The organism is Azospirillum sp. OGB3 (genome assembly GCF_014192915.1).
Lineage (GTDB): Bacteria > Pseudomonadota > Alphaproteobacteria > Azospirillales > Azospirillaceae > Azospirillum.
Genome location: NZ_JACHYN010000007.1, coordinates 42490 through 66576 on the forward strand (window position 1 = coordinate 42490; position 24087 = coordinate 66576).

Genomic DNA, 24087 nt, shown 5'->3' on the forward strand with positions numbered 1-24087 from the left:
CGATTGGAAATGGCGGAGCGCTAGGAAATTACGCCGGACCGCATGTTTGACGCACATCAATGTGCGGATTCAACCCTCGGTCAAGATGCCGCAGTTGAACGGACATCATCCCGATGGATTGGCTTCCCCGCGTGAGGGCGCGCGCATGTGTCTCGGCATTCCGATGCAGGTCCTGGAGACCGACGGCTTCACCGCGCGCTGCGCCGGCCGGGGCGAGGAGCGGCGCGTCAACGTCATGCTGATCGAGGAGGTGCCAGAGGGTGGCTGGGTGCTGGTCCATCTCGACCGCGCCGTCCGCCCGCTGGAGGTCGATGAGGTGGAACCGCTGAACCGCGCGCTCGACGCCATCCTGCTGGCCGCCAAGGGGGAGAATGTGGACCACCTGTTCGCCGACCTGCTGGAGACGGCGACACCATGACTCCCGGCGGCCCCGAGGCGGGCTTCGCCGCCGACGCGTGTCCGGCCTGCGAGTCCTGCGGGGCGGTCTACGACCCCGCGGCAGGCGATCCGGGACGGGAGGTGCCGCCGGGAACACCCTTCGGCGGACTGCCCGACTATTGGCGCTGCCCGGATTGCGGCGGACCGCAGCACGGCTTCACCGTCGCGGCGACGCCCGGAGGAGATGCGATGGGCGCGCGCATCGCCGCCCTGACGGCCAGCTACCGCCTGATCGCGGAGCGCGACATGGCCGGCGTTCCCATCTGCAACGCCGCCCTGGCGGTGGAGGCACTGGAGTTCCGCCCCCATGGGCCGGGCTGGGTCGGCTGCGTCATCGCCCCCTGGTTCCTCAACGCCGTGCTGATCCCGCGCGATCCGGCTTTGTGGGCGGACCGGCGCGACGGCGACAAGATGGAGATCACCCTGCCCTCCGGCGCCTACCGCTTCACCGCGGCGCGGGTGGGCGTGCTGGGAACTCTGGCGGTGATCCCGCTCGCCTCGGCCATGAACGTGTTCACCGATCAGGCGGACGCCCGCGCCGCCGCCGTCCTGGCGCTCGACCATCTGATGCGGGCGCCGGAGCAGCCGGGGCCACCGACCGAGCCGTCCGCAAGCGATGCGAAGGCGACGAAGCCCGCCCTGTCGCGCCGCACCCTGTTCGGAAGAGCGCGCCGATGAGCGTCGCGGGCGCCGGGCTGGAAGGCGGTGTGTCGGTGCGGCTGACGACCGCCGACGGGCGTGTGCGCGCCGTGTCGGTGCAGGTCCGCCGGCCCGCCGCCGCCCGTGCCCTGTGCGGGCGCACGCCCGAAGAGGCGATGCGCCTCGTGCCGCTGCTGTTCAGCCTGTGCGGCACCGCCCAGTCGCTGGCCGCGGCGGAGGCGTTGGAGGGCGCGCTCGGCCTCAACGCCCGCCCCCACGCCCCCGCCCGCGCATTGCTCGCCGATGCGGAAGCCGCGACGAACCACGCCTGGCAGGTTCTGATCGACTGGCCGGCGCGGCTGGGCGAGGCGCCGCGGCCCAGGGAGCTGGCGGCCTTGCGCGCCGCGGCGGCGGCGCTCCATCCCGCGCTCTACCCGGCCCGCGACGGGCTGCGTCCCGGCGGCGGCTCCCTGCGCCCTGACCGCGCCGCCCTGGCCGCCGCCATCGCGGCCCTGCGCGAGGGTGTCGAGCGCACCGTCTTCGCCGCCCCGTTTCCCACCGACGCGGCGGAGCTGGAACGCTGGGCCGGAGCCGCCGGCACTCCCGCGGCCCGGCTGATGCGCCGCGTCCTGGCGCCGGATATGGCGGGTTTCGGCGCCTGCCGCGTGCCGGCGCTGGAACCGCATCCGGCGGGCTGGTTCGGCGAACGGCTGTCCGCCGATGCGGCCTTCTCCGAGTTCCCCCGGCAGGACGGCGCCCCCGCCCACACCGGCCCGCTGGCCCGCCGGAGCGCGCACCCGCTGGTCGCCGCGCTGCTGTCGACGCACGGCCCCGGCCTCGCCGCCCACGCCGCCGCACGGCTCGTGGAACTGGCGGACTTGGCGAAGCGGCTGGCATCCCAGGCCGACCGCCTGAAGGACGCCGAACCGGCTTCGGACCCCGGCCGCACCGGGCACGGCGTGGGAAGCGGCGCCGTCGAAACGGCCCGCGGGCGCCTCGCCCACTGGCTTCGGCTTGACAACGGCCGCATCGCCGATTGCCGCATCGTCGCGCCAACCGAATGGAACTTCGCCGCGGACGGTCCGCTGGCCGCGGGGTTGGCCGGCGCGGCGGCCGATGAGGGGCTGGCCGAGCGCGCGGGCCTGCTGGTGGCCGCGCTCGACCCCTGCGTGGCCTCCACCATCACGATCCAGAACGAGGACTGACCCATGCACGAGCTGGCGCTCAGCCAGGGCATCATCGACGTGATCCGCGATCAGGCGGCGGCCCAGGGATTCGTGAAGGTGAAGACGGTCCGGCTGGTCATCGGCACCCTGTCGCATGTCGAACCGCAGGCCATCGCCTTCGGCTTCGACGCCGTCAGCCGCGGCACCATCGCGGAGGGCGCCGTCCTGGACATCGAACGCCCGCCGGGTCAGGCCTTCTGCCTGTCCTGCGAGAAGCCGGTGCCACTGCCCGAGCGGTCGGACCCCTGCCCGGACTGCGGCGGCCATCAGCTCATGGTGACCGGCGGCGAGGAAATGCGCGTCAAGGAACTGGAGGTGGAGTGATGTGCACGGTCTGCGGCTGCGCCGAAGGCGAAACGAAAATCGAGGCCGGCCACGCGCACGGCCATCACCACCATGGTCATGACCATCATCATGATCATGACCACGACCATCCTCACGACCACAGCCACGAGCATGTCGGCCCGGACGGCAAGGTCTACCGGCACACCCACGGCAACGACCACGGCACCATCGACCTCGGCCGCGGCCCGGCGGGAACGGAGGTTCCGGGCCTGTCGCAGACCCGGCTGGTCGCCATCGAACAGGACATCCTCGCCAAGAACGACAGCTTCGCCGCGGTAAACCGCCAGCTGTTCGCGGCCAAGGGCGTGTTCGTGCTGAACCTGATGTCCAGCCCCGGGTCGGGCAAGACGACCCTGCTGACCCGCACGCTGACCGACCTGAAGGGAAGGTTCCCGATGGCGGTGATCGAGGGCGACCAGCAGACCTCCTTCGACGCCGACCGCATCCGCGCCACCGGCACGCCGGCCATCCAGGTCAACACCGGCAAGGGCTGCCATCTCGACGCCCAGATGGTCACCCAGGCGGTGGGGCGCCTGCCGGTGGAGACGAGCAGCGTGCTGTTCATCGAGAATGTCGGCAACCTCGTCTGCCCGGCGGGCTTCGACCTCGGCGAGACCCACAAGGTCGTCGTGCTCTCGGTGACGGAGGGGGAGGACAAGCCCCTGAAGTATCCGGCGATGTTCGCCGGCGCCGACCTGCTCCTGGTCAACAAGGTCGATCTGCTGCCGCACCTGACCTTCGACGTGGCGCGCATGATCGCCTACGCCCGCCAATTGAAGCCGGACCTGCGCGTGATCGAGGTGTCCGCGACTGCCGGTCAAGGGCTTGAGGACTGGTACGGCTGGATCGCGGAGGGGCTTGCCAAGGCGGTTGCCGCGCGGTGAGACGGCTGCGGGTCCGGGTCCGCGGGCAGGTGCAGGGGGTCGGCTTCCGGCCCTTCCTGCATGGGCTGGCCCACCGCTTCGCCCTGACCGGCTGGGTGCTGAACGACGGGGACGGCGTGCTGGCGGAGGTGCAGGGCGACAGCCTGGAACGCCTCCTGACGGCGCTCGCGGAGGACGCCCCGCCGCTGGCGCGGATCGACGCGGTCGAGACGGACGCAATTCCCAGCCAGCCCGGCGAGACGGGCTTCGCCGTCCTGGCCTCGCGGCACGGCGCGGTGACCACCGGGATCGCTCCCGACGCCGCCGTCTGCCCGGCCTGTCTGGCCGAACTGTTCGACCCGGCGGACCGGCGCTACCGCTACCCGTTCCTCAACTGCACCCATTGCGGCCCCCGCTTCACCATCACGCGCGCCCTGCCCTACGATCGGCCGCAGACCGCCATGGCGGGTTTTGCGCTCTGCCCGGACTGCTCCGCCGAGTATGCCGATCCGACCGACCGCCGCTTCCACGCCCAGCCGACCGCCTGCCCGGCCTGCGGCCCGCGCCTGTCCCATTCCATCGACGAGGTGCTGGCCGCGCTGCGCGGCGGACGGATCGTCGCCATCAAGGGGCTGGGCGGCTTCCACCTCGCCTGCGACGCGTTCGACGCGGCGGCGGTGGAGCGGCTGCGCGCGCGCAAGCAGCGCAACGGCAAGCCCTTCGCCCTGATGGTCGCCAACGCCGCGTCCGCCGAGCGGTTCGTAGAGGTGGGGGCGGCGGAACGGGCGCTGCTGGAGGGGATGGCGCGGCCGGTGGTGCTGGTGCGGCGGCGGGACGACGCGCCGCCCCTTCCCGACACCATCGCCCCCGGCCTCGCCCGGCTGGGGATCATGCTGCCCTACACGCCGATCCATCATCTGCTGTTCCACGAGGCCGCCGGGCGCCCCGACGGCACGGCGTGGCTGGAGCGGCCGCAGCACCTCGCCCTGGTCATGACCTCCGCCAACCCCGGCGGCGAACCGCTCGCCATCGGCAACGACGAGGCGAGGCGGCGGTTGGACGGCATCGCCGACCTGATCGTCGACCACGACCGCGACATCCTGATCCGCGCCGACGACAGCGTGATGCGGGTGGTGGCGGGCGCGCCGGCCTTCCTGCGGCGTGGGCGCGGCCATGCGCCGGCGCCCATCCGCCTGCCGTGCTCCGGCCCGCCGGTGCTGGCGGTCGGCGCGCACCAGAAGGCCACCGTCTGCCTGACCCGCGGCAACGAAGCCTTCCTCAGCCAGCACATCGGCGACCTCGACAACGCCGCGACCCTGGAGTTCCTGGAGGAAAGCGTCGACCATCTGCGCCGCATCCTGGCGGTGGAGCCGGTCGCCGTCGCCCACGACCTCCACCCCGACTTCCAGGGCACGCGCTTTGCCGAATCGCTCGGCCTGCCGACGCTGCCGGTGCAGCATCACCACGCCCATATCGCGGCGGTGCTGGCCGAACAGGGCGAGGGCGGCCCAACGCTTGGCCCGGCGCTCGGGCTGGCGCTGGACGGGTTCGGGCTGGGGGCGGACGGCGGGTCCTGGGGCGGAGAGATGCTGCTGGTGGACGGCACCGGCTTCACCCGCCTCGGTCATCTGGCGCCGCTGGCCCAGCCGGGCGGCGACGTGGCGGCGCGCCAGCCCTGGCGTATGGGGGCGGCGGCGCTGGCCCGCATGGGACGCGGCGCGGATATCGCCGGGCGCTTCGCCGCCTGCGGCCCGGCCGACGGCGTGCGGCGGATGATCGAGGCCGGCGTCAACGCGCCGCCCACCAGCTCCTGCGGACGCTGGTTCGACGCCGCCTGCGGCCTGCTGGGGGTGCGGGCGGTCTCGGCTTTCGAGGGCGAGGGGCCGATGGTCCTGGAATCGCTGGTCCGCCGCCCCACGGTGCTGGAGGGCGGCTGGCGGATCGACGGCGGCGTTCTGGACCTCACCCCCCTGCTGGAGAGCTTGTTGCAGATCAATGCGCAGGAAGGGGCCGACCGGTTCCATGGCACCCTGGCCGCGGCGCTGGTCGCGTGGGCCATGCCGGAACTGGCGGCGCGCGGCCTCGACCGCATCGCCCTGTCCGGCGGCTGCCTGATGAACGCCGTGCTGGCCGAGGGGCTGACCGCCGGCTTCGCGGCGCGCGGCGTCTCGGCGCTGCTGCCGCGCCGGGCACCGGCCAACGACGGTGGGCTGAGCCTGGGACAGGCCTGGGTCGCCATGCAGAGTTTGCTTCAGAAAGGACCGCCCCCATGTGCCTCGCCGTCCCCGCCCGCGTGATCGAGCTTCTGGAGGAGGACCGTGCCACCGTCAGCCTGGGCGGGGTGAAGGTCGCCTGCTCCCTGGCGCTGGTCGAGGGCGTGGCGGTGGGCGACTACGTCATCGTCCATGTCGGCTACGCCCTGTCCAAGCTCGACCCGGAGGAGGCCGAGCGCACGCTCGCCCTGCTCGCCGAAACCGGCACCGGCACCTTGCCGCCCGCCTCCGACGCCGCCTGACTTTGTGGACTCCGCCATGACCGACCGCCGCCTCTTCACCCGCAAGCTCGACCTCGCCCGCGGCGCCGTGGACATGAGCCACGGATCGGGCGGCAAGGCCATGGCCCAGCTGGTGCGGGAGCTGTTCGCCGCCGCCTTCGCCAACCCGCTGCTCGACCAGGGCAACGACCAGGCGGCCTTCGATCCGCCCGCCGGGCGCATGGTGGTGACGACCGACGGCTTCGTCGTTTCACCCCTGTTCTTTCCCGGCGGCGACATCGGATCGCTGGCCGTGCACGGCACGGTGAACGACGTCGCCATGGCCGGCGCCGTGCCTCTCTACCTGACCGCCGGCTTCATCCTGGAGGAAGGCTTCCCACTGGCCGACCTGAAGCGGCTGGTCGACAGCATGGCCCAGGCCGCGCGCGAGGCCGGAGTCTCCATCGTGACCGGCGACACCAAGGTGGTGGAGCGCGGCAAGGGCGACGGCGTCTTCATCACCACCACCGGCATCGGCGTGGTGCCCCCCGGCGTCGCCCCGTCCGGCGAGCGGGCGCGGCCCGGCGACGCGATCCTGGTCAGCGGCACCATGGGCGACCACGGCGTCGCCATCATGTCCACCCGCGAGAATCTCAGCTTCGAGACCGACATCCGCTCGGACAGCGCCGCGTTGCACGGGTTGGTCGCCGGCATGGTCGCGGCGGTGCCGGACGTGCATGTGCTGCGGGACCCGACCCGCGGCGGGCTCGCGACGACGCTGAACGAGATCGCCCACCAGTCGGAAGTCGGCATGCTGCTGCGCGAGGCCGCCATCCCGCTGAAGGCGGAGGTCACGGCGGCCTGCGAACTGCTCGGGCTCGACCCGCTCTACGTCGCCAACGAAGGCAAGCTGATCGCCATCTGCGCGGCGGAAGATGCGGACCGCCTGCTGGCGGCCATGCGCGCCCATCCGCTGGGGGCCGAGGCCGCGGTCATCGGCGCGGTGGTCGCGGACTCGCACCGCTTCGTGCAGATGGAGACGCGCTTCGGCGGCAAGCGCATCGTCGACTGGCTGTCCGGCGAACAGCTTCCCCGCATCTGCTAAGCCCCCGCTTCCGCCGAAAGAGGCACCCCGCCGACCCCATCCCCGCCACCCGGCGTACCGCAATGGAGTTGCGACGGATCGGACCAGCCGGGGGACCCCGGACGCGCCTCGTGCGTTGCCTCCCCCGGAAGGCGGTCGTGTTTCCGCCAGCCGAATTGTGAGTACGGGGGATCGATGGGTATTCCGCAGTCCATCCAGTTGGGTGCTGCACCGCTGGAGCCGGCGACGCTCGCCGGCACGGCGTCCGCCGCGGAGCTGGTCGCGCGTCTGCCGGCCACGGAGCCGCTGCACCGCAACCGGGTGAAACGGGCCTTCGACATTGTCGGTGCGGTCGGGCTGATCCTGTTCTTTGGACCGCTGATGCTGATCGTCGGGCTCCTCATCACGCTGGACGGCGGTCCCGCGGTGTTCGGCCATCGGCGCATCGGGACGGAGGGCCGCGACTTCACCTGCTGGAAGTTCCGCTCCATGGTGGTCAACGCGCCGGAGGTCTTCGAGAAGCTGATCGAATCCGACCCGGAGGCCCGCGCCGAGTGGGAGGCCACGCGCAAGCTGCGCAACGATCCCCGCATCACCTGGATCGGCCGCTTCCTGCGCCGAACCAGCCTGGACGAGTTGCCGCAGCTCTTCAACGTTCTGACCGGCGACATGAGTCTGGTCGGTCCGCGCCCCATCGTGCAGGAAGAGGTGGCGCGTTATCACGTCTGCTTCCCCTTCTACATGCGGTGCCGCCCCGGACTGACCGGGCTGTGGCAGGTCAGCGGCCGCAACGACGTGGATTACGGCCGGCGCGTCCAACTCGACACCGCCTATCTACTGGGCTGGAGCCTGTGGGGCGACATCCGCATCCTGCTGCGCACGGTCGGCGTGATGCTCAGCGGAAAAGGTGCCTATTAAGGCGTAGAATCCCCGCGCCGCCGCCCTCCCCCGCCCGGAGAGTGGCGGCGCGGGACGCGGAGACATATATCCTATCCGACGCGAGGCGATGGGTCCCGCGGCACCAGGGGCCAGGATTTGAGATTGCCCGGTCAACGTGCTAGGTTGCGGATGGACGACCGGCGGGACCGGCCGGAAGGCCGTGTTCCGCGGTACAGACGCACACATGCACCGGCCTTGGGCGTCCGGCAGGCGAAACCCCTGGTACAATAAGGCTTGCAGTCGCGTTGATGGCTTTGATTCCGCCGGCCGGGCCGGTCAGTCAAGAGGGGCGCAGGATGGCGAAACTGCTGGCGGCGCTGTTGCTGCTGATGGTGGCGATGGGACCCGCCTGCGCGGTGGTGCCCGCCTCCCGCGCCGACACCAGCATCGCGCTGGAGCATTACCGGCAGGAATTCGCGAAGGCCAAGGGCACCTCCTCCCTCCCCTCTCCGGCGGACCGCAACTACCTCCTCTTCTCCGACGTCCTGCGCCGCGTGTTGGCGGAGCATGTGAAGCCGGGCACGCCGCAGGTGCTGGTCGAAAAGGCTGTCGCCGGCCTTCAGAAGAAGAAGAAGGAGGAGCCGGGGGCCACCGACCGGGTGCTGACCGAGGCGGCACTGGACGCGATGCTGACCTCCCTCGACCCCTACTCGGCCTTCCTCGACTCGGAGCATTTCCGCTACATGCGGGAGCAGACCCAGGGCGAATTCGGCGGGCTGGGCATCGAGGTGACGATGGACGAGGACAGCGGCCTGATCCGCGTCGTGTCGCCCATCGACGGCTCCCCCGCCGCCCGCGCCGGCCTGCGCACCGGCGACCTGATCGCCCGCATCGACGAGGCACAGGTCAAGGGAATGAATCTGCGCGACGCGGTTGCGCGCATGCGCGGCCCGGTCGGCACCTCCGTCGCCCTGACCATGCGGCGCAACGGTGGGACCAACGGCAACGGCGGTCCCGACGCGCCCTTCCGCGTGTCGCTGACCCGCGCCATCGTGAAGATCCAGCCCGTGCGCTACCGGCTGGAGGGCGACGTCGCCTATATCCGCATTGCCGCCTTCAACCAGCAGACCTCCCACGCGCTGGACGACGCGGTGGAGGACATGCGCCGACAGGCCCATGGCCGGCTGGCCGGCGCGGTGCTGGATCTGCGCAACAACCCCGGCGGCCTCCTCGACCAGGCGGTCAACGTCGCCGACCGCTTCCTGGAGGCGGTGGACATCGTGTCGGTGCGCGGCCGCGATCCGGACGAGAACCGCCGCTACACCGGCACGCCGGGCGACCTGCTGGCCGGGCTGCCCATCGTCATGCTGATCAACAGCGGGTCAGCCTCAGCGTCGGAGATCGTCGCGGGCGCCCTTCAGGACCACAGCCGGGCGCTTCTCTTCGGCACGCGCAGCTATGGCAAGGGGTCGGTGCAGACCATCTCGTCGCTGTCCGGCGACATCGGCATCCGCCTGACCACCGCGCGCTACTTCCGTCCGTCCGGCGGGCTGGTCGATTGCTTCGGCGTGTCGCCGAACCTGGAAATCAAGCCGGCCAACGACAACAGCGAGGAAACCCACCCCGATCCGGCGACCTGCGACCCGCACGCCACCCCGCCGCCGCCGCCGCGCGCTTGGCGGATCGAGGATCTGTGCCCGGATGTGGCCGCCGCCCCGTCGAAGCCGGACGCCGACCGCCCGCTGGATTGCGCCGTGGCCGCCATTCGCACCCGCCTGATGGGCACGCTGATCGGACGGCCGTAAAAGCCGCCCCTCCCACAAGATCAAAGGCGAGATCAAACAAAAAAAGCCCGCCGCTCCAATGGAACGGCGGGCTTTTTCTTTGTGCCCCGCGCACCGTTTCAGACCCTATGGGCGGATCATGACGGTGAAGGGAATGGTGCTGCTTCCGCGACCGGGCGTGTGGGGATGGGTCCGCCCCGCCCCCTCACACCCGGCTGTTCGACGTCAGACCACTTCGACGCGCTGCGCTTCCGGACCCTTGACGCCCTGGCGGACGGTGACCCGCACCTGCTCGCCGTCGGCGAGCACGTCCAGGCCCGAACGCTCCAGAGCGCGGATGTGGACGAAGATGTCCTTGCCGCCGGTGGACGGGGCGATGAAGCCGAAGCCCTTCGACACGTTGAACCACTTCACGGTGCCGTCGACCGTCTCCTCGGCGCCGCCGGCGCCGCCGCCGTAGCTGCTGCCGCCGCCGTAGCCGCCGTAGCTGTCGCCACGCGGAGCGCGCGCCGCCGGGCGCGGGGACTCGCTGGCGGTCGAGGTGTCGACGTCGTGGATGGTGGCGACCTGCGGGCCCTTCGGGCCGCGGGACAGGTCACAGGTGATGGTGGCACCCTCGGGCAGGCTGTCGTGTCCGCAGAACTGCAGAACCGTGGAATGCAGGAAGGCATCCGGCGAACCGTCTTCGGGCGTGACGAAGCCGAAGCCCTTGGTCGCGTTGAACCACTTGACGGTGGCGCGGATGTTGCGCTGGGTGATCTCGGGAGCGCGGAAGCTGTTGCGCTGCGGACGGTCGAACATACGTGGTCTCATCTGTCGTGATAGGCCATGCCCCAACCGGCGGAACATGGCCCCCCGAAGATGATCCGTTCCGCCGCGCTTTTCAATTGAGATCGCGCGTGGCGGAAAGAAAGATTCGACCAAAACCCGGCGAAGGCCACCCGGCGGTCACCGGGCGACCAAAAATGTCGCAATTGCTGCAAGAATCGGCGGATTGCCGGTCAAGTCCGGGCTCTCAGGACCGCACTTTCAAGACTGGGCCGTCAGGCCGCCCCGCAGCACTTCTTATGCTTCTTGCCACTGCCACAGGGGCAGGGATCGTTCCGGCCGACCTTGGGACCGCTGCGCGGGCGGGCGCCCAGGGTACCGTCCACATAGTACCAGCGGCCGTCCCGCTTGGTGAAGCGGCTGGTCTCGTGATGCTTCTGCGGCTTGCCGTTCATGGTGAAGTGGGCGACGAACTCGACCACGCCGTCCTCGTCACCCACCCCGCCGGCCTCGGTGCTGCGGACCTCAAGTCCGGTCCACTGGCTGTTGGCGGCCCAGGCCTCGATTTCCTTGCGGTCGAAGTCCTCGCGGGTTTCCGGCAGCAGCGTCTCCTGCAGGTAATCGATCTTCCCACGGGCGAAGGCCGAATAGCGCGACCGCATCAGCGCTTCGGCGGTCGGCGCCGACGCGGTGCCGTCCAGATAGGGGCCGCAGCAGGCGTCCAGGGGCTTGCCGGAACGGCAGGGGCATTCGGTGGTGGCGATGGTGGTCATGACTTCCGGCCTCTCGATTTGAGGGCGCCATGCATAGCGCAGCCGACGGCCTCCGCCAAGCGTCACCGCCTCCGCATGTCGGCCACGGCAAATTCGCCTGAAGCGTATCGGCATTCGCGCTAAACTCCATGGAACACGGGCGGCCGGCCCGGAGCGCGGAGCGATGGAACCGGTGATGACGAGACGCGGACCCGACCTTTCCACGCGGCGCATCGCCGCGGACACCGTGCTGATCCGCCAGGGCGAGGCCGGGGACTGCGCCTGGCTGATCCAGTCGGGCGAGTTGGAGGTTCTGCTGGACGGTCCGGACGGCCCGCACCGTCTGGGCACCGTCGGCGCCAACGCCATCGTCGGGGAGATGGCGCTGCTCGACGACGGGCTGCGCAGCGCCACGGTGCGGGCCCTGACGCCCGTCGACGCGGTTGAGCTGTCGCGCGAGACCTTCCGTGCGCTGCGCGGGCGCTGCCCGCCGCTGACCTCCTACCTGCTGGAGAGCCTCGTCGCCGCGATCCGCCGCAGCTACGGCCTGTCCCAGCCCGAACGGCAGGAAGGGGGCGCCGCGATCCGCTCCTCCGATTCCTTCGCCACGGTGGCGGACCGCCGCATGTTCCGGAGCGGCCACAGCTTCTTCCGCCAGGGGGACGAGGGAACGGCGGCTTACCTGATCCAGTCCGGCTCGGTCGGCGTGCAGCGCGACGGGGCCGACCTCGGCGTGCTCGGGCCGGGGCGCATCTTCGGGGAACTGGCCCTCCTCGCCAACCGGCCGCGCGCCGCCACGGTCGTTGCGCTGGAGGCCACGGTCTGCGAAATCATCCGCAAGGACCAGTTCGCCAAAGCCATCGAGACGATGCCGCCCATCCTGCGCTCGCTGACGCGCATCTACATCGAGCAGCTGTCCGGCGGACGGCTCCTGCCCCACCACGCCGAACCCGCAAGAACCGACTCTCCATGACTCCCAAGACCACCAAAGCCGTCCGCGTCAAGGTTCCCCGCCCGCAGCCCGATCTGTCCTTCGAGATCGCCTTGGGCCAGGGGCGGCTGGTCTGCGGAATCGACGAGGTGGGGCGCGGCCCGCTCGCCGGCCCCGTGGTCACCGCCGCGGTGGTGCTGCCGGCGGGCGGCCTGCCCGACGCGCTGGCCCGCGCCATCAACGACAGCAAGGCGCTGAGCCTGCGCGCCCGCGAGGCGCTGGAGCCGGAGATCCGCGCCCACGCCCTGGCCGTCGCGCTCGCCGAGGCGTCCGCGGCGGAGATCGACGCCCTCAACATCCACAAGGCCACGCTGCTGGCCATGAAGCGCGCCTACGAGGCGCTGCCCGGCGAGCCGCCGGCCGTCGCTCTGATCGACGGCAAGTTCAAGCCCGCCCTGTCCTGCCTGATGGAGGCGATCGTCAAGGGCGACGGGCGCAGCCAGTCGATCGCCGCCGCCTCCATCGTCGCCAAGGTGGCGCGCGACCGCGAGATGATGCGGCTGGCCGCGCTTCACCCGGAATATGGCTGGGACCGCAACGCCGGCTACCCGACGCCGGAGCATCTGGAGGCGCTCCGCCGCCACGGCGTGACGCCCCACCACCGAGTCACTTTTGCACCAGTCCGCGCCCAAATCGAGCGGGCCGGCTGACCGCCACGATTCCGCTGCAAGAAATCAGTTGACGGCGACTCGGCGGCGAATCATTGTCCCAACGACTGATTCGCTGTTTTGGTTTCGTCAATGCTCCCCCTGAACAAAATTCTCGTGGGCGATTGCATCGCCCTCATGAATGAAATGCCGGCTGAATCGGTGGACCTTGTCTTTGCCGATCCGCCTTATAACCTCCAGTTGGGGGGCGAACTCTTGCGCCCGAACCACTCGCGTGTTGACGGAGTGGAAGAGGACTGGGACAAGTTCGAAGATTTCGAGACCTACGACCGCTTCACGCGGGACTGGCTCGCCGCGGCCCGCCGCATCCTGAAACCCGAGGGATCGTTGTGGGTGATCGGCAGCTACCACAACATCTTCCGTGTCGGCGCCACGTTGCAGAATCTGGGCTTCTGGATTCTGAACGACATCGTGTGGCGCAAGACCAACCCGATGCCGAACTTCCGCGGCACGCGCTTCGCCAACGCGCATGAGACCATGATCTGGGCCTCGCGCGAGAAGGACGCCCGCTACCGCTTCAACTACGACGCCATGAAGGCGCTGAACGACGACCTGCAGATGCGCAGCGACTGGCTGCTGCCTATCTGCAACGGCGCGGAGCGCCTGCGCGACGAGGACGGCCGCAAGGCCCACCCGACGCAGAAGCCGGAATCGCTGCTGTACCGCGTCATCCTGTCGTCCTCCCGCCCCGGCGACACGGTGCTGGATCCCTTCTTCGGGACCGGCACCACCGGTGCCGTGGCGAAGCGGCTGGGCCGCAACTGGATCGGGCTGGAACGCGACCCGACCTACGCCAAGGCGGCCACCGCCCGCATCGCGGCGGTGGAGGAGGCGCCCGACGCCGCCGTCCTCGACACGCCGCCGAAGCGGTCGGCGCCGCGCATTCCCTTCGGCTGGGTGGTGGAGCGCGGCCTGCTGCGCCCCGGCACGTCGCTGTTCGATCTGCGCCGCCGCGTGGTCGCCCGCGTGCGCGCCGATGGCACGCTGATCGGGGCCGGCCCGCGCGGCGAGCATCGCGGGTCGATCCATCAGGTGGGTGCGGCCATGGCCGGGCTGCCGGCCTGCAACGGCTGGACCTTCTGGCACTATGAGGACGGCGGCGACCTGCGCCCCATCGACGTGCTGCGCGAGCGCATCCGTTCCGAAGCCTCCGCCTGATCCCCGGCGCCGGACGCGAAGCGGGGCGGCCGTCGACGGCGCCCCGTTCCCGCAAGTTCGGCATTGGAGCCCTTCATCCAGCGCCGCCCGCATGCCTTGGCAGGACGGGGACGGCGTGATAGGCGTGTGCGCCATGAACAAGCTCTTCGCCACCGTCACCGCTCCGGCGCCCCGTTCGGCCCCGGCGGCGCTTTCCACCCGTTGCTTCGTGCGCGATCTGGTCATGGATGCGCTGATCGGCGTCTATGCCCACGAACGGATCAAGCCGCAGCGCATCCGCCTGAGCCTCGACCTGGACGTCGCCGCCCCCGGCGTCACCGGCGAAGACATGGCGGCGGTGGTGAAGGGGCTGGTCAGCCAGGGGCACGTCACCCTGATCGAAACGCTGGCCGAGCGGATCGCCGAGCGCTGCCTGTCCGACGAGCGCATCGCCAGCGTCAAGGTGCGGGTGGAGAAGCTGGACGTTTTCCCGGACGCCGCCAGCGTCGGCGTCGAGATCGAACGAGCCCGCGCCTGACCCGTCAGGCGGGTTCCGTCTCCTCCACCGTCACGCGGCCGGCCTTGACGGCGGACGGTGCCATGGGCGGCGCGGTCAGCGGCAGATGGAGGGTGAAGCGGCATCCGGCCCCCGGCTGCGACGCAACGGCGATGCGCCCGCCAAGGGTCCCCGTGACGATGTTGTAGACGATGTGCAGGCCGAGCCCGCTGCCGCCCTCGGCGCGGCGCGTGGTGAAGAAGGGCTCGAAAACGCGCTCGATGTGGTCCGGCGGGATGCCGCGGCCATCGTCGGCGATGTCCATCACGACACCCGCGGTGCCGGCGGAGGTCCCTCCCTCGGCGTGCACGGCGATGGTGATGGTGCCAGGCACGTCGGACCGGAAGGCGTGCAGCAACGCGTTGATGACCAGATTCGACACGACCTGCGACAGGGCGCCCGGATAACCGTCCATGACCAGCCCGTCCGGACACTCCAGAGCCACCCGATGCCCGGTGTCTTTCAGCCGTGGGGTCAGACTGCCCAGAACGCCGTCCAGATAGCCGCGCAGTTCGAAGGTCCGCCGCGTCTCAGACGAGCGGTCCACGGCCACCTGCTTGACGCTCTCCACAAGGGTGCAGGCGCGTTCCAGGTTGGTCAGGATGATGGAGGCACCCTCCTCGACCCGGTCCACGAAATCCTCCAGATCACGACGGCGCAGGTGCCCATCCGTCAAGCCGGCCTTGAACCGCCGGGCCTGTTCGGCAAGATGGCTGGTGGCGGTCACGCCGAGTCCGACGGGCGTGCTGATCTCATGCGCCGCCCCGGCCACCAGAGCCCCCAGCGACGCCAGCTTTTCCGCCTGGATGAGGCTCCGTTGAGTCCGCTGAAGATCGCGAAGCGCGCGTTCCGCCTCCTCCTTCGCGGCGACCAGCGCCTTTTCGGCGTATTTGCGCGCGGAGATGTCGCGAAGCGCCATGACCATGGCCTCCACGCCGTCTTGATCCATCGCGGTCGCCGACACGACACTCCAGAAGGGCCGGCCCTCGGCGGTTCTCCACCGCGTTTCGACATCCGCCCACCGCCCACGGCGGAAAACACCGTCGGCGAAGCCGCGCCAGTCGTCCGCCGATTCCAGGAAGCCCGCCACCCCGCGCTCCAGGAGGGCTGAAGTGGTGGTCTCCAAAAGGTCGGCGGCGGCGGTGTTCGCGAACAGAATCCGCCCATCGCCGCGTCCTGCCACGAGGATGGGAAAGGAGGAGGACTGCAGCACAGCACCCAGCCGCCCCTCATTGGCCCGTGAAGCCGCGGCTTGGCGGTGCAACGCGGCGAACGCCCCGGCGAACCGTTCGACCGCCGTTCCGATGCGCTCGAACTCCTCGAGAGCAGCGGGCTGCGACGCCACAGCCCGCGGGTTTTCTTGCAAGGCGTGCAGCACGCCGCCGAGGCGCCGGACCGGTGCCACCACGTGGCGCAGCAGCAGCGCCGTCGCGCCGACCAACAGCAGAATGACCGCCGCTCCCCCCACCGCCCCGATCCACAATCCCCGCCAGCCGTCGGAGACGATGCGGTCCATTATGCCAAGCGTGGTGCCGGCGCCATCGTTCGACAGGCTGGTGGACAGCGCCGCCAACCGTCGATGAACAAGGTCCCCGTCGGCCCGCACCTGGACCAGCACGGACAGACGACCCCGCTGCAGGTCGGTCACCGCGCGCGCCGATGCGAAGCGGTCCAGGACGATGGCGAGGCGGTTGGGTTGGGCTGCGGGCCCCGTCCTCATGCTGGAGAGGCTGTTCAGGAGGATTTGCTGATTGCGCAGCAGCCCCATGATCTCAAGGTCCGCCAGCCTGAGTTTCTCCACCGTTTCGCTGGCCGACGCCTGCCCGTACAGCCGGCGCAGGTGGTACAGGTTGCTGAGAAAGGCATAGTCCTGGACCGCCTTGTCCGGCTCCGCCAGCAGCACCGTGGCACCGGACAGCGCGTCGTCCACGCCGGCCAGCTGTTCGTCGATGCTGGCGGACAGAGCGTCGAGCAGATCGGCATGATGGTTGCCGCGCCGCAAGGCGTCCAACGCCTCGTCGAGCCTGTTCAAAGCGCCGGAGTCCACCGGTTGGGCGAACCGGCCGGCAAGCGCCTCCACGCCTTCCAGGGCAGCGGCCCGGCGGGCGCGGTCGCGGCTGTTGAGGATCACCTCGGACAACCGGCTCATCTCCGCAACAGCCTGGGCGTCACGATGCTGTGCGCCGGCGCGCGGCATGGCGACGGTGCGCGCCTCCTCCGCGACGCTGACGATGCCAAGAAAGGCTGCGCTGATCATCACGATCAGCGCCCCCAGCCACAGGACAATGGCGACGGCAAGCATCGTTGCCACGGTCCGCAGTCGAGGCTTCCGCCCGCCGCGGCTGCGCGCTCCGGCTTTTGCGGCGTCGGATGGAGGAGCCGCACCATGAGCGGCGGCTTCTCCGGTGACCGTTGCGCCGGCCGCCGCCACGATGTCCGCTGCCGCGATGTCGCCCGGCCCAACCGGCTTCCGATCATCCATTCCACCGTTCCAGCGCACCTGACAGGCCGCATCCCTCACCAGAACAACATCCCATGCGATGTGTTTCTCTGAGTTCCTGCACGCGCCGGTAAAGTACCCCGATCCAGCCTCCTTCCTCCAGACGATTTTCCAGAATTCGCAACGGCTGAGCCGTGGCGCTTAAAAATTATCGGCGACGATAACTGATCCAGGCACTGGACGAGCGGCGATTTCCTGGATGAGTTTCTGCCGAAGCGCTTCGACGAAACTGTTGCGGTCCATTGCCGTCTTCACGAATCCATTCATGCCGCCAATGACATTTTCCTGGTAATACTCTTCCAGCCAGGGAAACTCGTCGAGGATGGCCAGGGCGTTGATGGTGATCCCCTGCCTCTCGACCCGGTCGCGGACGCCTGCGGGGTCGGGGCCGCTGTTGGAAAAGCCGTTCGACACGATGTCGATGACCTTGCGCGCGGCGTCGAACCCGTTGCCGGCGAACAGCTTCGCCGATTCTTCGATGGCGCTGCCCAGCGCCGTGGAGTCGCCCTGGAAGCCGCGCGGCGCCTTGTCGATCCGGGTCGCGAAGGCGGCCACCTCCTCCGCGCTGGTCAGGGCCGTCCAGGGCACCAGGACGCGCAGGCTGTGCGGGCCGGAGAAGACCACCAGGGTCGCCGCCACGCCGCCCGCCGTCACCGCGTCGCGGACGTCCGGATCGCGGAAGGCCGCGGCGTGGCCCTGCAACTGGAATTCCAGATCCCCGTCGGTGATGGAGGCCGATCCGTCCACGGCCAGAACCAGTTCCAAGGCGACGCGGCGCCCGGCGGGGGCCGGGGCCTTCTTCGCCTTGGGCTCTGCACTTTTGGGCGCCTCCGCCCGCAGGGGCCCGGCAAGCCACGCCCCGGCCAGGAAGGCCGGCAGGGTCAGGATCGTCCGCCGCCTCATCTCGCTCCGTCCACCTTCCGTTTGCGCCTGCGCCGACACGTGCCGTTTACGCGTGCGCCAGCGCGTGCCGCACCACCTTCATCATGACGGAGGGAAGGGCCTGACCGCCCAGCCGGTCCACCGGAACCCACAGCCCTTCGGCCATCCGCCATCCGTCCCCGGCCTTGGCCGCGACGACTTCAAGTTCGAGGTGAAAATGGCTGAAAGTATGGCGGACCACGCCGGGCAGGCGGCGCCAGGACCGATCGAGCGGGGCCGCCGCCGCGACCTCCGCATCCGTCGGCGCGTGGCCGGCCCAGGGGGTGGAGGGAACCTCGGTCATGCCGCCCAGCAGCCCCTCTTCCGCCCGGCGGCGCAGCAGCACGGCCCCCTCCGGGTTCATCAGCCAGAAGGCGACGCCGCGCCGGGTCGGCTTGTCCGCCTTGGCGGCCTTGCGGGGAAGCTGCTCCTGGATGCCGGCGGCACGGGCGGCGCACCAGTCCGACCAGGGGCAGAGCATGCATTTCGGCTTGCGCGGCGTGCAGACCGTGGCGCCGAGGTCCATCATCGCCTGGGCGTAGTCGCCGGGCCGCTCGTCCGGCGTCAGGAGGGCGGCCAACGCGCGCAGCTTGGGCTTCACGCCGGGAAGCGGGTCCTCCACCGCGAAGACGCGGGAAACCACCCGTTCCACGTTGCCGTCCACCACCGTCGCCTTCTGGCCGAAGGCGATGGCGGTGATCGCCGCCGCGGTGTAGACGCCGACGCCCGGCAACTCCAGCAGGGCCACCTCCTTGTCGGGGAAGCGCCCCGCCCGCTCCGTCGCCACCACCTGCGCGCATTTGTGCAGGTTGCGCGCCCGCGCGTAGTAGCCGAGCCCGGCCCAGGCCACCAGCACATCATCCAGCGGTGCCGCCGCAAGGTCGCGCACCGTCGGCCAGCGTTCGGTGAAGGCGCGGAAATAGGGTGCCGCGGCGGGCACCGTGGTCTGTTGCAGCATGATCTCCGACAGCCAGACCCGGTAGGGGTCGGCGACCTCTCCCGGCTTGGCGCGCCAGGGCAGGTCGCGGCGGTTGTGATCGTACCAGGAGAGCAGCCGTGGGGCGGCGTCGCTGGGGGCGCTCTTGGGGGCGTTGTGGGGAGGCGTCGTCATGGCGGCAAGACATAGGGCGAACCCTGACGCCGATAAAGGCTTGCCGATAAAGGGGCACCCGCGGGGGCGCTGGCGAAGCCCCACCCGCTTGCGCTAGGGTGCGCGCACCATCACCAGGAAGCTCTGATATGAACGGACCGCGGCGAATCGGCCAGACCGTCCCCGAGGTGGCCGGCAAGGCGCTGGGCAAGCGCGGGCTGGCCTTCGGCTCGCTCATCAACGACTGGCCGTCCATCGTCGGCCACCAGCTGAGCCTGCGCACCGCCCCCGACAAGCTGAGCTTTCCCCGCGGCAAGCGGGAGGACGCCGTCCTGCACATCCGCGCCATGGGCGCCATCGCGCTGGAGCTTCAGCATCTGGAGCCGCAGATCGTGGAGCGGATCAACAGCTTCTTTGGCTACCGCGCGGTGGCGAAGATCAAGCTGATCCATGCCGCCCCGCTGACCATACAGAAGCCGGCGGTGCGCCCGCGTGACCTGACCATGGACGAGGAACTGTCGGTGATGACCACCGCCGCGACGGTGGAGGACGAGGAGTTGCGGGCCACGCTGGAGCGTTTCGGGCGGTCGCTGCTGGCGCGCCCGCGTCCGGCGCCGCGCCGCCGCTGAAGATCAAGCGATGCATCATGCTATCCCCTTGGAGAGCGGGAGCCGGCTCGGGCTGGGCCATACTCTTGCCGCAAAAGGGGAGTTTCGATTATACCATCAACATCTGGTAGGGATGAGGCCAAAGTGAACCGCAACCTTTTGGGCATCACCGCCCTGATCGCGGTCGGCATGACGCTGATCATCGGGCTCGCCGTCGTCGGCTCCCGGCCGTCGAACGGACAGACTCTGCCGGTGCAGCCGCCCGTGCAGACGGCGCAAGCTCCTGCCGCTTCGACCGCCGATCTGCTGGCCGACCGCGTGCTCGGCAACCCCAACGCGCCGGTGACGATCCTCGACTATTCGTCGATGACCTGCCCGCACTGCGCCGCCTTCCACACCGAGACGCTGCCGAAGATCAAGGAAGCCTACATCGACACCGGCAAGGCGAAGCTGATTTTCCGCGACTTCCCGTTCGATCAGGCGGCGCTGCGCGCCTCCATGCTGGCCCGCTGCGCCCCGGCGGAGCGCTACTACCCGCTGCTCGACGTGCTGTTCAAGAGCCAGGGCCAGTGGAGCCGCGCCGCCGACCCGGTCAAGGCGCTGGCCCAGTACGGCAAGCTCGCCGGCATGAGCGAGCAGGTCATCAACGCCTGCATGGCCAACCAGGCGCTGGCCGACGGCATCCTGCAGAGCCGTCTGGTCGGCCAGGACAAGTACAAGGTGGAGGCCACCCCGACCTTCGTCCTCAACGAGGGCGCGGCCACCATCAGCGGCGCACAGTCCTTCGAGACCTTCGCCGCGGCCATCGACAAGCTGGTGAAGTAAGGACCGGGCAGAAGGCTTCGATCCCGTGCACTTCACGCGCCTCCGCCTGTCCGGCTTCAAGTCGTTCGTCGACGCCACCGATCTGGTGATCGAGCCGGGCATGACCGGCATCGTCGGCCCCAACGGCTGCGGCAAGTCGAATCTGGTGGAGGCGCTGCGCTGGGTGATGGGGGAAACCTCCGCCAAGCGGATGCGCGGCGACGACATGGACGACGTCATCTTCGGCGGCACGGCCAATCGTCCGGCGCGCAACCTGGGCGAGGTCGCCCTCCTCATCGACAATCGCACGCGCACCGCCCCCGCCGGCTTCAACGAGCACGACGAGCTGGAGGTGACGCGGCGGATCGAGCGGGGCAACGGCTCCGACTACCGAATCAACGGCAAGCTGGTGCGCGCCCGCGACGTCCAGCTCCTCTTCGCCGACAACGCCTCGGGCGCCGCCTCCCCGGCGCTGGTCAGCCAGGGCAAGGTCGGCCAGATCATCAACGCCAAGCCGCAGGACCGCCGCATGCTGCTGGAGGAGGCGGCGGGCATCACCGGCCTGCACTCCCGCCGGCACGAGGCGGAGCTGCGGCTGAAGGCGGCCGAAAGCAACCTCATGCGCCTCGACGACGTGATCGGGGCCATGGACACCCAGCTTCAGAGCCTGAAGAAACAGGCCCGGCAGGCTGCCCGCTACCGCAACCTCTCCGAACAGATCCGCAAGGCGGAGGCGGTGCTCTGGCACCTGCGCTGGATCGCCCATGAAGGCGAACTGGCCCGTGCCCGCGGCGCCTTCGCCAAGGCCGAGAGCGCGGTGCGCGACCTGATGCTGGCGGTCACCCGGCTGACCACCCGCCGCACCGACGATGCCGCCGGCCTGCCGGAAAAGCGTCAGGCCGAAGCGGCCGCCGCCGCCGCCCTGCAGCGGCTGGTCATCGCCAAGGAACAGCTCGACGCCGAGGAGAAGCGCGTCGCCGAGCAGCAGCGCGCCCTGCTCTCCCGCCTTCAGCAGATCGCCGGCGACCTCGGCCGCGAGGAGGCTCTGGCCGCCGACGCCGGCGACGCCCTGGCCCGGCTGGAGGCCGAGCGCGACCGGCTTCTCGAAGCCCAGGCCGACGAGGAGATGCTGGAGGAGGCCGCGCGGGATGCGCTGGCCGACGCGCGGGAGGCGGTGGACGCGCTCGACCGCGAGCTGACCCGCCTGACCGAGCAGACCGCCGCCGACGAGGCGCGCCGCGCCGCCACGCAGCGGCAGGTCGCTGATTTTGAAACACGCGCTGCCGGGCTCGCCAAGCGCCTCGCCGAACAGCAGGCGCAGCGCGACGCGCTGGAGCGCGATATCGCCGCCCGCGCCGACGTGGCCGAATCCGAGCTGGCCGTCGAGCTGGCGGAACAGCGGCTGGAGGACGCCCGCGAGGCCGCCGAGCGGGCCGAGCGGGCCAAGACCGACGCCGAACCCGCCCAGGCCCGCGCCCGCGAGGCGCTGCAAACCGCCGAATCCGCCCGCGCCAAGCTGAAGGCGGAGGAGAAGGCGCTGGCCGAGCTGCTGTCCGCCGGGGCGGGCGACCTGTTCCCGCCGCTGGTCGACGCGGTCACCGTCGCCCCCGGCTATGAGGGCGCCCTGGCGGCGGCGCTGGGCGACGCGCTGACCGCGCCGCTGGACGAGGCCGCCCCGGTCCATTGGCGCAACCTGCCGCCCTACACCGACGCCGCCGCCCTGCCCGCCGGGGCCGAGCCGCTGGCCGCCCGCGTCCAGGGACCGGAGGCCGCCGCCCGCGCCCTGTCGCACATCGGCGTGGTCGCCGACGACGCGGCGGGTGCGGCCCTGGCCGCCGGTCTCGCGCCCGGCCAGACCCTGGTCAGCCGCGACGGCGGGGCGTGGCGCTGGGACGGGTTGACCGTGCAGGCCGGCGCGCCGACCGCCGCCGCCGTCCGCCTGAAGCAGCGCAACCGCCTGAACGAGCTGCGCGGCGAGTTGGACCTCGCCGACGAGCGGCTGGAGGTCGCCCACGACGCCCTGGACGACGCCAGGCGCGCCGTCGAGGAGGCCGCCCAGGCCGACCGCCGCGCCCGCGACGCGGTGCGCGAGGCCTTCGCCGGGGTGACCACCGCCCGCGACCGCCACGCCAAGCTGGCCCGCGAGGCCGACGCCGCCGCGTCGAAGCTGGCGGCCGTGGTCGATGGCATCGCGCGGCTGGAGACCGACCGGCAGGAGGCCGAAGCCGCTCTGGAAGAGGCACGGGAGCTGCTGGACGCCCTGCCCGACCCGCGCGAGGGCCGCGACGCCGTCAACGACCGCCGCGCCACGCTCGCCGAGCACCGCGCCGTCCTCGCCGAGAAACAGAATGCGCTGGACCGCCTGACCCGCGAGGCGCAGTCCCGCCGCCAGCGTCTGGCCGCCATCCAACAGGACGTCGCCTCCTGGGGCACCCGCTCCGCCGGGGCGGGCGGACGCGTGGCCGAGTTGAAGCAGCGCGCCGCCGCCGCCGAAACCGACCTCGCCCAGTTGCAGAGCCGCCCGGCGGCGATCGAGGCCGACCGGCAGGCCCTGCTCGGCCGGATCAGCGAGGCCGAGCGCGCCCGCAAGCGCGCCGCCGACGCTCTGGCCGAGGCCGAGAACCGGCTGGCCGAAACCGAGTCGCTGCTGAAGCAGGCCGAATCCGGGCTGGCCGACGCCCGCGAGGCCCGCGCCCACGCCGAGGCCGCCGTCTCCGCCGCGCTGCAGAACGGCCAGACCCTGACGGAGCGCATCGCCGAGCGGCTCAACTGCCGCCCCGAGCAGACCCGCGCTGCCGCCGACCTTCCTCCCGACGAGGCAATGCCCGACGTGGCGGTCGTGGAATCGCGGCTCGACAAGCTGACCCGCGAGCGGGAGAACATGGGGCCGGTCAATCTGCGCGCCGAGATCGAGGCGGCGGAGCTGGAAACACAGATCGGCACGCTGCAGACCGAGCGCGAGGATCTGGTCAGCGCCATCGCCCGCCTGCGCCAGGGCATCGCCAGCCTGAACCGCGAGGCGCGGGAGCGTCTGGTCGCCTCCTTCGACACGGTGAACCGCAATTTCCAGGAGCTGTTCATCCGCCTGTTCGGCGGCGGCAAGGCCCATCTGGAGCTGGTCAACGCCGAGGACCCGCTGCAGGCCGGGCTGGAGATCTACGCCAGCCCGCCGGGCAAGAAGCTTCAGGTGCTGTCGCTGCTGTCCGGCGGCGAGCAGGCCTTGACGGCGCTGTCGCTGCTGTTCGCCGTCTTCCGTTCCAACCCCGCGCCGATCTGCGTGCTGGACGAGGTCGACGCGCCGCTGGACGAGGCCAATGTCGGCCGCTTCTGCGATCTGGTGGAAGACATCGCGCGGGAAGGCAACACCCGCTTCCTCATCATCACCCACCACCGCCTGACCATGGCGCGCGTGGACCGGCTGTTCGGCGTGACGATGGTCGAGCGGGGCGTGTCGCAGCTGGTCAGCGTGGACCTGCAGAAGGCCGAGGAACTGCGCGGGGCGGCCTGACGGGCACCGTTGCGCCAGCCATGCCGCTTTCGCGGCTTCATTCGGCTTTTCCC

General features: G+C 70.7%; 23 protein-coding genes. 18 read left to right on the forward strand and 5 right to left on the reverse strand.

Features of this window, described 5'->3' with window-relative positions; all coding sequences use genetic code 11:
- The first annotated feature begins 145 nt into the window (after positions 1 to 145).
- The 10 genes from FHW79_RS15810 (at position 146) to FHW79_RS15855 (ending at position 9752) form a co-directional block, all read left to right on the forward strand.
- Entirely contained in the window at positions 146 to 418 is a 273-nt protein-coding gene (locus FHW79_RS15810; RefSeq protein WP_183179815.1) for a HypC/HybG/HupF family hydrogenase formation chaperone, read from the forward strand.
- Positions 415 to 1116, forward strand: a complete 702-nt coding sequence (hybE, locus tag FHW79_RS15815) for a [NiFe]-hydrogenase assembly chaperone HybE (RefSeq protein ID WP_183179816.1) — start codon at positions 415 to 417, stop codon at positions 1114 to 1116. Before FHW79_RS15810 ends, hybE begins: the two co-directional genes overlap by 4 nt.
- Positions 1113 to 2282, forward strand: a complete 1170-nt coding sequence (locus FHW79_RS15820) for a nickel-dependent hydrogenase large subunit (RefSeq protein ID WP_183179817.1) — start codon at positions 1113 to 1115, stop codon at positions 2280 to 2282. The genes hybE and FHW79_RS15820 overlap by 4 nt, the downstream gene beginning before the upstream one ends.
- A gap of 3 nt (positions 2283 to 2285) precedes the next feature.
- Entirely contained in the window at positions 2286 to 2627 is a 342-nt protein-coding gene (gene hypA, locus FHW79_RS15825) for a hydrogenase maturation nickel metallochaperone HypA (protein WP_183179818.1), read from the forward strand.
- A complete protein-coding gene (gene hypB / locus FHW79_RS15830; protein ID WP_183179819.1) occupies positions 2627 to 3532 on the forward strand; it encodes a hydrogenase nickel incorporation protein HypB in 906 nt (301 codons plus the stop codon). The genes hypA and hypB overlap by 1 nt, the downstream gene beginning before the upstream one ends.
- Entirely contained in the window at positions 3529 to 5808 is a 2280-nt protein-coding gene (gene hypF / locus FHW79_RS15835; protein ID WP_183179820.1) for a carbamoyltransferase HypF, read from the forward strand. The genes hypB and hypF overlap by 4 nt, the downstream gene beginning before the upstream one ends.
- A complete protein-coding gene (locus FHW79_RS15840) occupies positions 5781 to 6026 on the forward strand; it encodes a HypC/HybG/HupF family hydrogenase formation chaperone (RefSeq protein ID WP_183179821.1) in 246 nt (81 codons plus the stop codon). The genes hypF and FHW79_RS15840 overlap by 28 nt, the downstream gene beginning before the upstream one ends.
- Before the next feature lie 16 nt (positions 6027 to 6042).
- Positions 6043 to 7089: a hydrogenase expression/formation protein HypE gene (gene hypE, locus FHW79_RS15845; RefSeq protein ID WP_183179822.1), complete on the forward strand. Its 1047-nt coding sequence runs from the start codon at positions 6043 to 6045 to the stop codon at positions 7087 to 7089.
- A gap of 174 nt (positions 7090 to 7263) precedes the next feature.
- Positions 7264 to 7986 carry a sugar transferase gene (locus FHW79_RS15850; RefSeq protein WP_247884414.1) on the forward strand — a complete coding sequence of 241 codons (723 nt, stop codon included), beginning with the start codon at positions 7264 to 7266 and terminating at the stop codon, positions 7984 to 7986.
- 317 nt (positions 7987 to 8303) lie between these two features.
- Entirely contained in the window at positions 8304 to 9752 is a 1449-nt protein-coding gene (locus FHW79_RS15855; RefSeq protein WP_183179823.1) for a S41 family peptidase, read from the forward strand.
- A 204-nt stretch (positions 9753 to 9956) separates the two neighbouring features.
- Here FHW79_RS15855 and FHW79_RS15860 read toward each other — a convergent pair whose 3' ends face one another.
- Together FHW79_RS15860 and FHW79_RS15865 are read right to left on the reverse strand one after the other, a co-directional pair.
- Positions 9957 to 10532 (reverse strand): cold shock domain-containing protein, encoded by a 576-nt coding sequence (locus FHW79_RS15860; protein ID WP_183179824.1) that lies wholly within the window; start codon positions 10530 to 10532, stop codon positions 9957 to 9959.
- 242 nt (positions 10533 to 10774) lie between these two features.
- Positions 10775 to 11272, reverse strand: a complete 498-nt coding sequence (locus FHW79_RS15865) for a YchJ family protein (protein WP_183179825.1) — start codon at positions 11270 to 11272, stop codon at positions 10775 to 10777.
- A gap of 175 nt (positions 11273 to 11447) precedes the next feature.
- On the opposite strand from FHW79_RS15865, the gene FHW79_RS15870 reads away from it, so the two are divergent.
- The 4 genes from FHW79_RS15870 (at position 11448) to FHW79_RS15885 (ending at position 14585) form a co-directional block, all read left to right on the forward strand.
- Entirely contained in the window at positions 11448 to 12224 is a 777-nt protein-coding gene (locus FHW79_RS15870; RefSeq protein ID WP_247884415.1) for a cyclic nucleotide-binding domain-containing protein, read from the forward strand.
- On the forward strand, positions 12221 to 12892 hold the full coding sequence (locus FHW79_RS15875; protein WP_183179827.1) for a ribonuclease HII: 672 nt from the start codon (positions 12221 to 12223) through the stop codon (positions 12890 to 12892). The genes FHW79_RS15870 and FHW79_RS15875 overlap by 4 nt, the downstream gene beginning before the upstream one ends.
- Before the next feature lie 90 nt (positions 12893 to 12982).
- Entirely contained in the window at positions 12983 to 14068 is a 1086-nt protein-coding gene (locus FHW79_RS15880) for a DNA methyltransferase (RefSeq protein ID WP_035678616.1), read from the forward strand.
- Between the two features lie 133 nt (positions 14069 to 14201).
- Positions 14202 to 14585, forward strand: coding sequence for a dihydroneopterin aldolase (locus FHW79_RS15885; RefSeq protein WP_246653798.1), 384 nt, complete (start codon positions 14202 to 14204; stop codon positions 14583 to 14585).
- 4 nt (positions 14586 to 14589) lie between these two features.
- Here FHW79_RS15885 and FHW79_RS15890 read toward each other — a convergent pair whose 3' ends face one another.
- Positions 14590 to 16905 carry an ATP-binding protein gene (locus FHW79_RS15890; RefSeq protein ID WP_247884416.1) on the reverse strand — a complete coding sequence of 772 codons (2316 nt, stop codon included), beginning with the start codon at positions 16903 to 16905 and terminating at the stop codon, positions 14590 to 14592.
- Positions 16906 to 16989: 84 nt separating this feature from the next.
- On the opposite strand from FHW79_RS15890, the gene FHW79_RS32745 reads away from it, so the two are divergent.
- On the forward strand, positions 16990 to 17157 hold the full coding sequence (locus FHW79_RS32745) for a hypothetical protein (protein ID WP_247884417.1): 168 nt from the start codon (positions 16990 to 16992) through the stop codon (positions 17155 to 17157).
- 87 nt (positions 17158 to 17244) lie between these two features.
- Here the strand turns inward: FHW79_RS32745 and FHW79_RS15895 are convergent, their stop codons facing one another.
- Positions 17245 to 18006, reverse strand: a complete 762-nt coding sequence (locus FHW79_RS15895; RefSeq protein ID WP_183179829.1) for a DUF1194 domain-containing protein — start codon at positions 18004 to 18006, stop codon at positions 17245 to 17247.
- A 46-nt stretch (positions 18007 to 18052) separates the two neighbouring features.
- Positions 18053 to 19135 carry an A/G-specific adenine glycosylase gene (gene mutY / locus FHW79_RS15900; protein WP_183179830.1) on the reverse strand — a complete coding sequence of 361 codons (1083 nt, stop codon included), beginning with the start codon at positions 19133 to 19135 and terminating at the stop codon, positions 18053 to 18055.
- A gap of 128 nt (positions 19136 to 19263) precedes the next feature.
- Between mutY and FHW79_RS15905 the strand changes: the two genes are divergently transcribed.
- From FHW79_RS15905 to smc, 3 genes are all read left to right on the forward strand, one after another.
- Positions 19264 to 19743: a DciA family protein gene (locus FHW79_RS15905; protein WP_183179831.1), complete on the forward strand. Its 480-nt coding sequence runs from the start codon at positions 19264 to 19266 to the stop codon at positions 19741 to 19743.
- Between the two features lie 123 nt (positions 19744 to 19866).
- Entirely contained in the window at positions 19867 to 20547 is a 681-nt protein-coding gene (locus FHW79_RS15910) for a DsbA family protein (RefSeq protein ID WP_348984175.1), read from the forward strand.
- 25 nt (positions 20548 to 20572) lie between these two features.
- Positions 20573 to 24034, forward strand: a complete 3462-nt coding sequence (gene smc, locus FHW79_RS15915; RefSeq protein ID WP_183179832.1) for a chromosome segregation protein SMC — start codon at positions 20573 to 20575, stop codon at positions 24032 to 24034.
- Positions 24035 to 24087 lie beyond the last annotated feature (53 nt).